This is a genomic window from Deltaproteobacteria bacterium (assembly GCA_009929795.1).
Lineage (GTDB): Bacteria > Desulfobacterota > Desulfovibrionia > Desulfovibrionales > Desulfomicrobiaceae > RZZR01.
The window spans coordinates 1-11,258 of the sequence record RZZR01000081.1; the positions used below are offsets into that span (position 1 = coordinate 1).

Sequence of the window (11,258 nt, forward strand, 5' to 3'; positions counted from 1 at the left end):
ATGTCGATTTTCACTTGAGCCCCCTGGAATGGCTGACATAGAGTTTCCAGACCGCGCCCAGGCCCCGGCGGTTGATGGTCTCGCGGTCGGATCCGGCCGGGACTCCGACGACCCATTCCTCGCCGTCCACGGTCAGGACGTCGCCATTGACCGGCCTCGGGCCGGTCAGGGCCGGGAGAAAGGCCACGGCCGTGTCGGCCTGCCAATTTCCGGCCTGGGGGTCGTTGCCCATGTCGGTCAGCACGGCGACTGTCGACTCCACGGACCGGTCGGCCCGATGCCGGTATTCGCAGGGCCGGCCGATGGCCGCCAGATGAGACCGAGCCGCGTCGGTCATGACATCCACTCCGAATAGGTGGTCAATGCCCGGATCAGGTCGGCCCATCCGTAATGGTAGACCCCGCCCAGCCGGACCCATAACAGGCGGGGATCCCGGTTGCGGAGATCCACATGCCAGCCCGGGACCGGTCTCCAGTCCGGATACCAGCCGATGCCGCCCAGGATGAGGCGGGAGGACAACAGGGCGAATTGCTCCAGGGGGGAAAGACGTTCGTCGTTCGGTCCGCGGCCAAACCAGATGTCAACGGCCATGCCCGTGTAGTGAAAACTTTTCTCGGAATGGCCAGACTCGGCCCAGGATCCGATGATGTTGACCGGCACGTCGGCTTCTGTCCGGACGGCGTCCAGGGTCTCGATCAGCTCCCAGGCCACCCATTCTGGTTTCGGTCCCCATTCGGACCGCTCGAAATGCCGGATGGCCGACCAGTCGCGGGTCATTGGCGCTTGCCCCTGAGTTCCCGGATCTCGATCAGGATCTCACCGATCCTGTTGCTCATGTTGGCCGTGTTGGTCTCGACCTTGGCCAGGACCTCGGGCATCCGGCGGTTGGACTCCAGCCAGGATTCAATGGCCCTGAGACGTTCGTCGTGGCTCCTCACCCGGGCAGTGATCTCGCTCTGGCATTGGGCCACGTCCTGTTCCCAGGACGAGCGTCTGGCGTCGGCCGTCGTGTAGTGCCACCAGAAGATGACCCCCGAGAGAACGAAGCCGTATCCGGCGAGCGTGATCCAAATTTTTACCCGGTCAGGCATGGGACACCTTTTGAGTCGTTCCGCTTGGTTTACCTTTCATGACCGGGGGCGTTTCCCGCCCCCGGTTCGTCTATCCTCAGCTATCCTCAGCTATTCTTGGTCAGCTTGACGATGACGCCAGGCCGCCGACACAAGGGCAAGGGGTTGGACTGGGTGTGCAGGTCAGCCCCTCGGTTGAACTTGCGCGGCTCCACCTTGGCGTAGATCTCCTGGCCTTTGGTGTTCACGGCTTCCATGAAATCGGCCGGGGCAAAGTAGGTTGCAAAGGTGTTGGTCGTACCTTCGGGCACGGCATAGGCCTCGCCAGCGGCAATGAACCGGGTCGTGCTGCCATCGGCCAGATCGCACATGGCGTTATACTCCTCGAAGGTCAGGCCGCCGAAACGAAAGCCGCGGCGGATGTCGTCACGGGTCGTGGACGATTCCTGGTAGAGAAACTTCTCAACAACCAAGGGATGGGCGATGAGGGCCTCGAAGAACTCGGGGCTGCACAGGACCCGGACCCCGGACATGACGTCGCCCTTCAGGTTCTGCTCGATGTGGCGGGCCACCTCGAAACACTTGTTGCGGACCTGGGTGGTTTCGGTGGTCAGGGCAAAGTCCACGGTCTTCTGGGCAATGCCGAACTCATTGAACAGGTTGTAGATGACATCACCCGAGGCGTCGGTGATGATGCCCTTCAAGGCTCCGGCCCGGAGAAACTCCAGGGTGATGGAGTGCTTGTTGCGCAGCTCGGCCAGGTGCTCATTCATGACGTCCATGTAGACGGCCAACTGTCTGGCCGATCCAAAGGCCCGCTTGCCGGCGTATTCTTCGGGCAAAATAACGTCGTCGTGGGGGATGTGCGGAATGGTGAAGGTCCGGGCCCGTTTGGCCCCGTGCTTGGCCTGGGTTCCAGGGGATCCCAGGGGCAGGGAGGGCAACAGGGTGAGCACGCCGTCGCGCTCGTCGATCATGATCTCCCGGGTATAGACCCCTTTGGTGGGGAACAGGCCCAGCTCGTTGATTCGTCCATAGCGGTTCGGGATGAGGTTGACGGCATCGGTCAGCTCGACGGCCGAAAAAGCGTCATTCCCATAAGGGTTGGCAATAATGTCTGGCATGTCGATCCTCCTATGCCTCGACCAAGGCGACGATGCCCTGGGTTTTGAGTTCTCGCAGGGCGTCGGCCTTTTGTCCGGCCGTGGCTCCGGCGGGCCAGACCAGACCGGATTCGATCACTCCGGCCTCGCGGACAATGGCCACCCCGGTCACGTCGCCGTCGGTGGCGTTATAGGCCCCATAGGCGATGGCGGCCGCGATCTGGGTGCCGTCTGTGGCGGACAGGTCCAGGCCCTTGCAGGCTCCGGATCCGGCCTCGATCTCGACGGTGAAGGAGTCGCCAACCTCGAAATCCGGGTCGCCGTCGGCAATGGTGAAGTTGAGGTGCTCGGAGGTGTAGGCCGAGCCGACAGTGGCGTCGTTGAGGCGGGTCCCGTCAGGGGCGATGACCTTGAAGGTCCCGGCCCCGGCCACCTTGGCAATGCAGGCCAGGGTGTAGGTCCCGATCTGGACTTTTTTCCCGGCGGTCACGGTGCCGACCGTTCCGGCTCCGGTATTGGTCCCTTTCTCGGCGGCATTGACATCAAACAGGACCCGGCCCAGGACCTGGCCGACCTGGACGGCGGCCGAGCCAGTAAAGACGACCTTTTCCCTGGAAAACTCCTTGTCTTGCTCGTAGCGGACGACCGCGTCGAGGGTCTTGGCGGTGGTTATCGTCGGCATGGTTTACTCTCCATATTTTTCGCGGGCGTATTCGGACATGCCCATGGGTTTGGGGGTCGAGGATCCGGCCGAGGCCAAGCCCTGTCCGTGGGCGGCCTTCAGCTCCTCCAAAATAGCGGCCTGGGTCCCGGCTCCAGCCGAGGATCCGGAAAAGATCCCGGCCATGGCCTTGACCTGGTCGGCCGTCACGTTTGCTTCCACGGCTTTTTGCAGCCGGGCCGCGTCTTCGCCGTAGATAGCCGAAGCCAGGTCCAGGATTCGGCCCCGTTCCTCGGCCCTCGCGGCGCTCACTCCCTCAGTCATGGCCGAAGCTGCCTCGGCCTCCCATTCAGCTCTGGCTTCTGACACCAGCTCCGGGTGTTTCGCTTTCAAATCTTCAAGATTCATGATCAACTCCTTGTTTATGTGTCTCAAAAATTCCCGACGACTGCCGGCCCGGTCGATGAGCCCGAGCTTGGCCGCGTCTTTGGCCAGCCAGACCTGGCCGTCGGCCAGGGACTCGACGGCCGCCCGGTCCATATTCCTGCCCTTGGCCACCTGGTCGACAAACTGCGAGGTCAGGCCCACCAGATGGTCCATGATATATTGTCTCGCCTCGTCCGAAAGGGGCTCGGCGTCGTTGCCCGCGGCCTTGAGTCGGCCGGGAGACAGGAAGGTGCGGCGGATGCCGTCTTTTTCGTCCCGGGCCGACCGGTCCGTGTGGACGGTAATGGTATTGATGGATCCGACCGAGGACTGCGGCGAGGCCCATATCTGCCGACAGGCCGAGGCCAGCCAATAGGCGGCCGAGGCCATGTTTCCGGAGGCGTAGGCATGGACCGGCTTACGGGTGTTGGCCTCGTCGATGGCCTGGGCCAGCTCGGCCACGCCATGGACGCCACCGCCCGGGGAGTCGAAGTCCAGGACAACGGCGGCCACGGCCGGATCGTTCACGGCCCGCTCAATGGTTGTCTGGATGTCGCCATAGGTCTGGTTGCAGGCCATGAGGTAGCGCCGTCGGTACAGGGTGCCCTCGACGGGGATGACGGCCACCTGGCCGTCCATGACATAGCCTGGGGCCGAACCGGATTCTGCAGGGGCAGGTTTCCGTAGGGACGACGCATGCGTCGCCCCTACAAACACGTCTTCAGCGCCCAGACCCTCGATCTTGGCCTCGACAATGGAGGCCAGGTCATCCAGGGCCTGGGGGGTGATGGCCCAGGGCTCACGCAATTTCGACAGGAGTCGATTCATCTTTTTCCTCTGTCTTCTTGACGGTCTTGTTTTTTTCCCGGCGGACCGTGATGGATTCGGCCCGCAATCGTTCTTCCCGGCCACGCTGGGCCAAAACGGTTTCGTAGTCCTGGCCGGTCAATTCCATGATGGCCATGGCCAGGGTCAGCATGTCGTTGTCCACTCCGGCCGAATAGGCTTCGATTTCTTTGGCCGGGTCGACGAATCCGCGCCGGGGCGGGATCCACTCCGAACGGCACAGGGCCGCCATGTTGGCGTAGAAATCGGTTTTCTTGGGCAGCACGATCAGACCACGTAGCCAAGCCTCCTCGATGACCATTCGCCACAGGGGACGGCACAGCGAATCCACCAGCCAGCGCTGGTAAAATCCGAACATTCGCCAGGCTTCGAGCAAGGCGGCCCGGGCCGACGAATAGTTTGTCTGGGAAAAGTCTTTGGCCACGACCTCGTAGGGCATCCCCACCGAGGCCCCCACGGCTCGAATGAGTCGCTCGACGAACACGGGAAACGAGTTGCCCGGGCGGTTGGAATTGAGGACATGGGGCCGCTCTCCGGCCGATCCGTACATGATCTGGCCAGGGGCGACGTTCAGCTCTTTCCTTGGGGGACGGTCTGCCTGGGTTCTGCCGGGTTGGCCTGGGTATGCGCCCGGGCCGGGCATGGTGGATTCGATGAAGACCGGGAAGGAGGCGGCGACAATGGCACCGACCAGCTCGTAATCCAGGTAGTCGGACAGGTCGCGAAAGAATTTCATGGCCGGGGCCAGAACCGAAACACCCCGAAACTGCTCGTCGGTCTTGCGGACAAATCCGTGCAGGATGCCGGGACGATGGCCGACCCGGCGGCGGATATTGGCGAACTCAGTGGATGGTTGACCCCCAGGGTCATCGGACATCACGCAACGGTCAGCGTCTGGGTTGAAAACATAGTAGGACAAAACCCGGCCCAAGGGGTCGATGCGGACCCCATCGCGGACGGCCGGGTCGCTTTCGAGGTCGGCCGGGGTGACCACTCTGGATGCGTGGATGGATTGAACGGCCAGGGACAAGGGCCGGAATCGGTCGTTGTCGACCATGACCGGCAGGCGAAAAAATTCACCTTGAACCAGCAAACTGTGGATTGATGTGTATTGAAGGGCCCAAAAAGGCAGGGTCCCGTCCGGATCGACTCCGGCCGACCAGTCCGCAAACGCGGCCTCGGCCTGGTGGGAAAACTCCACGCCCTGGGCTTCGGTCCAGCCCAGGCGGACCGTGTTAGGAACCGATTGGGGCATGATGCCCGTCCCCACGGTCCCAAGGGCCATGGAGTCGATAGTGGACGCGGCGTGTGGATCGTTGAGGGCCAGATCGGAAGCCCGGGCCGCGATGCGTCCCCGTTCCTGCCCCTCGGCCGAGAAGTCGGTCCGCCGGACATGCCAGGAAGACAGGGTGCCGTCGTATCCTCCGGCCTGGGAGGCCACCCGGCGGACAGCTCCGTGGCGAACTCCGGCTTTTTTTGCGAAATGGGGCCGCTTTAGAGCCATGTCCGCCCCCTGGTGACCCTGGGAGTCAAGGCCTGGGGTCCGGCTTCGTAGGTTGTTTCCCCGGCAAGGGACAAGGTCTTGGCCAGGCCATAGACGGCAATGCGTTCCTCCACCACCGAGGCCTCGGCCCGGGTGATGGTCAGCCCGTCAATGGATGTGCTCTGACCGGAAGCCAGGGCAAGGTCGGCCTCGATCCAGGCGGAAAGCCGGGTCTCGATTTGCTCCAGGGACAACACCCCGGCGATGCGGGCCGCTTTTTGGTGCAGTTTTCGGTCGGTCATGGGGGCAGACATGCCCGATCCGGGAGTCCATTTCTAGCAAGAATGACGAGAATGACGAGAAAGGAAAGAAAGACAAGAATGACGAGGAAGAAAATGGGATGGGCAAGGGGTGGATTTGGTTTAGGCCAAAAAAAAGCCCCTCGCAGGGAGGGGCTGAAGCAGGCAATACGTTCCCGGAAAAATGCAGAACAAACTAGAAAATTTTCATAATATCCTGAACGTTAGGCATATTTTCTAATTTTTTACTCAAAGATTCAAGAAGAAGAACAATATCTTTTTTGGTGGTCTTGAAAAACTGATGGCTTTTGGCTTCTTCGTAAAAATCGCTTTTTGTCATTAATAGTTTGCAAGCAAAACCCCAAGCAAATATTTCATCTTCTATTGAACATGCGGTCCTATTGAGAATATTAGAGTCGTCAAGATTGCCGATATTGTTTATCAAATGGCCTAGTTCATGAGCTAGCATAAGCCTAGATGACATGTCATCCACTTCGCTTGATTCCGTGCAGGGATAAACAATATCACAACGAGAATCACCAAAGATTATTCTAGCCTTAGGGGCCATATCAGAATTTGAATTGGATACGCTCATTGATCGGGCAAAGGATTATAACTATCAGATCATCCAAACGTTGGTGGATCTTGCGAACCAAAATGTACCCGCAAATAAGGACACGTTTAAAGACAGATCTGTGAAGTGGCTGGCGCCTGAAGATCCCGGAATGAATTTTGGCTATGGCTGGACGCAGGACCACTCTTTTCAGATGAAGTTCTCTCAATTTACGAACACGAATGACACCGTCCAGGAAGGACACGGCGGGTAGCCGACTGCGCCATCCGCGAAGAGCCGGTCGTAGCCCGCGTATCCGTCCACCTGCAGATATCCCGCGTAGCCGGCCAGGAGGCGTTTGGGGACCTCGCCCGATCTCGTCCGATCGTATTCGAAGAGAACGATCGGCGGCGCTCCGGGACTACTCGCTCGTGACGCTCGTCTCGTAATTTGTGTAGACGAAATAGGGTCCGCTTTGGAAAAACTTGTTCAGCCCGGCTTTAATGGCAGTTTTCACAACCTTTCCCCAGCCCGAAGTTGTATCGGATATCCGCATCCAGCTGCATATCTGCGATGCAAGTTGTTCCACAGAATCGGTCTCGCTCACCTTGCTGGCGGTGGTGGCCATAAATTTACGACCGCTGAAACTGTATCCGGTCGGATCATTTGAAACGTACGTCCTCCCATCACCCGGGCTGCATGAACTTCCCTTTAGCTGGAAGCAGTACCTCTGGCCCATCTGCGCATGAACCTTTCTGCCCGGGTCGTAATCATAGCTATAGACGACGGTAAACCTGAGATCCTTTTCAAAAAGGTGTGAGCCGCTACCATAACAGAATTTCAATCGTATGCCCGACCCATTCCTTATGAGGTATGGTTCCCAGCCGCCCTGTATCTTCCTGCCATCCGAGGTCGCCCAGTAAGGCCATTTGTCCCTGTTGCCGAAATCGGACCCTGCCTCTGTGACTTGAACCCACGATCCGCTGCCCCCGTAGGTATCGTCGCTGATATAGATGATCTTGCAGTAGTTGGTGTTGCTCTGCGTGGGCCTGTTGGCGACGATGCTGCCGTCCGCGCCCACCGCCACCGCGCCGCGATAGGTGCCCCACTCGAGCATGAATATCTCCTGCAACTCGACCGTGACACCGCTGTTGTGCGCGCTCCATGAGACCGCGTTATAGAAGAGGACAGTGCCTTCGGCGCCAACGGCCATGGCACTGCCGTCCGGCATCGCATCGACCGCGTTGAGATTGGCGGTCGAGCCGCTTTCCATCTGCGTCCAGGACGTGCCGTCATAGTGGAGGATCAGCCCTCCCTCTCCAACGGCAAAGATCGAGACCTCGGTCATGTCCGGGCTTGTGTAGGCTATCTCCACGTCGCGAAGGTTCGTGGTGACGCCCGAACTCTGCGGCGACCAGCTCGTCCCGTCGAAATAGAGTATCGCGCCGTTGTCTCCCACCGCCCAGCCGTGCGTGCCGGTCAGGTCTTCGGTGAGGTCGTTCATCGCGATCCCGTAGAGGTTTTCGGTTGTGCCGCTTGCCTGCGCGGTCCATTCCGTGCCGTTGTAGTGAAGTATGGTGCCTTCGCCTCCGGCCGCCCACGCGTACTTCGCGCTCGAGAAGGTGTCTTCAAGCTCTTCTGCATCGACAACCACGGCCTTTGAAAGCGACGACACCGCCCTTAAGGTCTTGTCGGTGCCGCTTTCCTGTTCTATCCATGATGTGCCGTCGTAGAAGCGGATGTTGCCTTGGGTTCCTACGACCCATATGGCGCTCGGCGAAAGCATGGAGACATCCTCGTAGTCGTAGTCGTAACCTTTGGGCAAATTTCCGAGGGACCAGCTCCCGTTCTCCCATGTGGCCATTGCACCACCATCGCCGAAGGCGTATTCGATGACGCTCGTCGAGCTGTCGCCGACCACGGCATTCAGGGTCTTTTGACCCTCCGCGGCCGACCTCTCCACAACCCAATTGTCGGGATCGGATGTCGGTGTGTAGTCTTCATCTGAAGATGAAGAGCTGACGCAAGCGCTAAACATAATGACCGTCAGAATTAGAAGAGCAATGGTTTTGAATGCTTTCATAGGAATCCCCCCTAGATGCAGTGGCATCTAGTCTCATGTCCAGCCTCCAGTCTATCTTCTCCGACCAATTCATTTTCGGTCGGGAAGGTTCAAGACTAATTTATGCCCCTGGATCATGACCGTCAATAAAAAAAGGGAAATCCAGGGAGAGAAAAAGAGGGATCCCATGTCGCGTCATCCATCGAAAAATGACACAGCCAGGACCTGTATTTACAGCCTATTCCTTTCGGCCTTTCTCGAACCTGTCCACGTCTCCGGCCCGAACTCTGACCCCATGCCTCACCCCGAACCGGGCCGCCGGCAGTGTGCCTTCATGGATCAGCCGGTAAACCGTGGAGGGCGACACTGTCAGCCTCGCGGCGACCTGGGCCACGTCCAGCAGGTCCTCGGGTTTTTCATTCTTTCGAGCCATATCACCTCCATGAAGGCCTCGGCCGGTAAGACCGAGGGTCAAATGGTTGAGCTTCTTCTTCCAGGGGCCGGGGCTCGGGAACCGGAGCCGACGAATATCGGACGTTCAGCATCTCGGCCGCGGCCAGATTGTAGACCGAACAGTCCCAGGCGTGATTCTCCCGGCCTCGGATCTGTTCCCAGAGGCCCTTGTCGTTGCGGTATTCGGCGCACATCATGGTCGCCCATTTCATGCTCGTCTCGGCGTGGAATCTCCAGGCCTCGGGGTTGTCGAAGGGAATTTCCAGCCGCTCGGCCAAAAGGCTTTTCAGGTGCTGGGTGTTCAGCCGGACACCCCCGGACAGGGAAAACCTTGAGCGAAAATTCGGGTTATCGTCCTTGGCCGCTTCCCAAAGCCCGGCCATGCGCGACGAGGCCCCTTTGATGGGCTGGACGATTCCGGCATGGCAGCGGGCGAAGTCATAAACCTCCGTTGAATGGTGACCGCCCGAGTCGATCAAGGACAGTTGAACAGGGTAGACCGTGCCGTCTTCGTCGCGGTACACGTCTTCCATGAGGACCCCGCGCACGGTGTCAAAGGCTGGATGATACGGGAACGCCCGGGTCCTGGGGTCATAAGGCGCGGTCCAGTCCACGGGCAGAAACCCCTCGCGGATCTGCCAGGAGTCCATGGCCATGCCCCACCCCCAGGCTCGGATCTCATACCAGAACCCGTCTTCCTGGGTGTCCACGGCGGCCGTCAGGCAGGAGACCACCCCGCCGGAGGGGACCAGGCCCCGGGGCCGCCGGTCGCGAAGGTCGAGAATGACGTCCTCGGACCGGACCTTGTCATACTCTTTCCATGGCTCGGCCGCGTAGTTGTTCCAGAAGTCGCGCAGGGCGATGCGGGAACGCTGGCCCTTGAGGAAGGCGGCCGCACATTCCGACAGGGACACGAACGGCGAAATCCAGGCCGGAATGGTGAACCCCAGCTTACGGGGCCTGGCCCGTTCGATATGTTCCCACAGGTCTTCCCCGGTCTCGGGCACGGCCCAGCCTCCGGCCCGGACGGCCTTGTCCCTGGCCCGGTCGTCCCACTCGGCTTGACAATGGACGCAGTGATACCGAGCCGAGGTTTCCCCCAGGATCTGCATGGGGTCGGCCTTTCCTCCCCCGGGCCAGCGGATGCCGGAAAACGCCATGGGTTGCACGGCTCCGCAGGCGGGGCAGGCCGCCCGGTACTCGAACCGGGCCTGGACGTCCCTCTGCATGGCCTGCCAGACATTGCCGCCCTCGGTGGTGGGTGTTGAGAATCGCCAGATTTTGCGGCGGTGCCGGTAGGTGGTGGCCCGTTTTTCGGCCAGGGCCATGGGCGAGGCCTCGCGGGTCCCGGCCGTGGGCGGGTACTTGTCGATCTCGTCCATGACCACATAGGGCAGGGGCTTGGATCCGAGCTGGGCCGGGCTCTGGGCCGAGCCGAGGTAGATGCTCATCCCGGCCAGCTCCGCCCCGGATCCGGTCAAATCGTTCTGGGCCCCGGTCCGCAGGCGGGACAGTCGCCAAGACCGTTCGATGGACGGCCGGATCCGGCTCCGAAAGACCTCGGTGGCCGTGGTGTCGTCGGGATAGACAAGCAAGGCGTCGCCCGGATCCTGGTCCACGCAACACAAAAGCCAGTTCACAACGGCCTCGGTGAACCCGACCTGGACGGCCTTGCAACACACGATTTCCTCGACTCGCTCGTCCCCGCCTAGGTCCATGATGTCCCGAAGGTAGGGGGTCAAATCGTTGGACCATGTTGTGCCCAGGGCCGACTTGGTCAAAACCCGGTACTTCTCCGCCCATACGGAAACGGGGATCTTGTCGGGTTTCCGCAGGCGGCGGAGGACAGCCTGGGGAATGGTCAGGGCCGCACGTCCGGACAGCCACGGCCACCAGGCCTCCGGGACCCAGGCCCGGGAGCGGTCAATCGTTGGCACGGGAATCCTCCGGCCCATCGGCCGCGTCGCTGAAAACATCCCCCAGGCCCGGGAAATCCTTCGCTTCCAGACTGCCGACCGCGTCCATCCCGGGATAGAAAACCACCTCCAGGTCAGCGGACGCGGCCGCTTCGCGCAAAGCCTCGTCTTTGATGGCCAGAAGCAAACCCAGGGCCTCGCGGCCCCGGCCCTGGTCCCCGCCCACGGCCTCGATGACGTCACCGACTCTGGTCTGCATCCTGGAATACATCGCGTCTTCGATGGCACCGACCACCGCGGCCAAGGTCTGAACGAGGATCCCCTTGTCAATGACCCGGCCCTGGGCCAGATCGGCCTTGACCCGGGCCCGGTCGGCTTCGGCCTCG

The 11,258-nt window shown here is 60.7% G+C and carries 12 protein-coding genes and 1 pseudogene; all 13 read right to left on the reverse strand.

From position 1 onward, the window contains the following. Positions 1-10 precede the first annotated feature (10 nt). Positions 11-337: a hypothetical protein gene (locus EOM25_09445; protein NCC25399.1), complete on the reverse strand. Its 327-nt coding sequence runs from the start codon at positions 335-337 to the stop codon at positions 11-13. Next, positions 334-777 (reverse strand): hypothetical protein, encoded by a 444-nt coding sequence (locus EOM25_09450; GenBank protein NCC25400.1) that lies wholly within the window; start codon positions 775-777, stop codon positions 334-336. The genes EOM25_09445 and EOM25_09450 overlap by 4 nt, the downstream gene beginning before the upstream one ends. Next, positions 774-1,091 carry a hypothetical protein gene (locus tag EOM25_09455; GenBank protein NCC25401.1) on the reverse strand — a complete coding sequence of 106 codons (318 nt, stop codon included), beginning with the start codon at positions 1,089-1,091 and terminating at the stop codon, positions 774-776. Before EOM25_09455 ends, EOM25_09450 begins: the two co-directional genes overlap by 4 nt. 86 nt (positions 1,092-1,177) lie before the next feature. Next, the gene (locus EOM25_09460) at positions 1,178-2,182 is read right to left on the reverse strand and encodes a major capsid protein (GenBank protein NCC25402.1); all 1,005 of its coding nucleotides are present in this window, start codon (positions 2,180-2,182) and stop codon (positions 1,178-1,180) included. A gap of 22 nt (positions 2,183-2,204) precedes the next feature. Then, positions 2,205-2,855 (reverse strand): head decoration protein, encoded by a 651-nt coding sequence (locus tag EOM25_09465; GenBank protein NCC25403.1) that lies wholly within the window; start codon positions 2,853-2,855, stop codon positions 2,205-2,207. Positions 2,856-2,858: 3 nt separating this feature from the next. Then, entirely contained in the window at positions 2,859-4,088 is a 1,230-nt protein-coding gene (locus EOM25_09470; GenBank protein NCC25404.1) for a S49 family peptidase, read from the reverse strand. Next, a complete protein-coding gene (locus EOM25_09475; GenBank protein NCC25405.1) occupies positions 4,060-5,610 on the reverse strand; it encodes a phage portal protein in 1,551 nt (516 codons plus the stop codon). The genes EOM25_09470 and EOM25_09475 overlap by 29 nt, the downstream gene beginning before the upstream one ends. Continuing rightward, positions 5,601-5,903 (reverse strand): hypothetical protein, encoded by a 303-nt coding sequence (locus EOM25_09480; GenBank protein NCC25406.1) that lies wholly within the window; start codon positions 5,901-5,903, stop codon positions 5,601-5,603. Before EOM25_09480 ends, EOM25_09475 begins: the two co-directional genes overlap by 10 nt. 181 nt (positions 5,904-6,084) lie before the next feature. Next, positions 6,085-6,483 carry a hypothetical protein gene (locus EOM25_09485; GenBank protein NCC25407.1) on the reverse strand — a complete coding sequence of 133 codons (399 nt, stop codon included), beginning with the start codon at positions 6,481-6,483 and terminating at the stop codon, positions 6,085-6,087. A 261-nt stretch (positions 6,484-6,744) separates the two neighbouring features. Then, positions 6,745-6,861, reverse strand: a pseudogene (locus EOM25_09490) (hypothetical protein). A gap of 1 nt (position 6,862) precedes the next feature. Next, positions 6,863-8,524 (reverse strand): hypothetical protein, encoded by a 1,662-nt coding sequence (locus EOM25_09495; protein ID NCC25408.1) that lies wholly within the window; start codon positions 8,522-8,524, stop codon positions 6,863-6,865. Positions 8,525-8,741: 217 nt separating this feature from the next. Then, positions 8,742-8,936, reverse strand: a complete 195-nt coding sequence (locus tag EOM25_09500) for a DNA-binding protein (protein NCC25409.1) — start codon at positions 8,934-8,936, stop codon at positions 8,742-8,744. A 1-nt stretch (position 8,937) separates the two neighbouring features. Beyond that, positions 8,938-10,932 (reverse strand): terminase, encoded by a 1,995-nt coding sequence (locus tag EOM25_09505; GenBank protein NCC25410.1) that lies wholly within the window; start codon positions 10,930-10,932, stop codon positions 8,938-8,940. Positions 10,933-11,258: the final 326 nt, after the last annotated feature.

What these genes read in the sequence shown, in the direction of transcription:
- EOM25_09445 (NCC25399.1), bottom strand. Translation starts at nt 337, where the DNA reads ATGACCGACGCGGCTCGGTCTCATCTGGCGGCCATCGGCCGGCCCTGC.
- EOM25_09450 (NCC25400.1), bottom strand. Translation starts at nt 777, where the DNA reads ATGACCCGCGACTGGTCGGCCATCCGGCATTTCGAGCGGTCCGAATGG.
- EOM25_09505 (NCC25410.1), bottom strand. Translation starts at nt 10,932, where the DNA reads ATGTTTTCAGCGACGCGGCCGATGGGCCGGAGGATTCCCGTGCCAACG.
- EOM25_09485 (NCC25407.1), bottom strand. Translation starts at nt 6,483, where the DNA reads ATGAGCGTATCCAATTCAAATTCTGATATGGCCCCTAAGGCTAGAATA.
- EOM25_09470 (NCC25404.1), bottom strand. Translation starts at nt 4,088, where the DNA reads ATGAATCGACTCCTGTCGAAATTGCGTGAGCCCTGGGCCATCACCCCC.
- EOM25_09455 (NCC25401.1), bottom strand. Translation starts at nt 1,091, where the DNA reads ATGCCTGACCGGGTAAAAATTTGGATCACGCTCGCCGGATACGGCTTC.
- EOM25_09500 (NCC25409.1), bottom strand. Translation starts at nt 8,936, where the DNA reads ATGGCTCGAAAGAATGAAAAACCCGAGGACCTGCTGGACGTGGCCCAG.
- EOM25_09465 (NCC25403.1), bottom strand. Translation starts at nt 2,855, where the DNA reads ATGCCGACGATAACCACCGCCAAGACCCTCGACGCGGTCGTCCGCTAC.
- EOM25_09495 (NCC25408.1), bottom strand. Translation starts at nt 8,524, where the DNA reads ATGAAAGCATTCAAAACCATTGCTCTTCTAATTCTGACGGTCATTATG.
- EOM25_09480 (NCC25406.1), bottom strand. Translation starts at nt 5,903, where the DNA reads ATGTCTGCCCCCATGACCGACCGAAAACTGCACCAAAAAGCGGCCCGC.
- EOM25_09475 (NCC25405.1), bottom strand. Translation starts at nt 5,610, where the DNA reads ATGGCTCTAAAGCGGCCCCATTTCGCAAAAAAAGCCGGAGTTCGCCAC.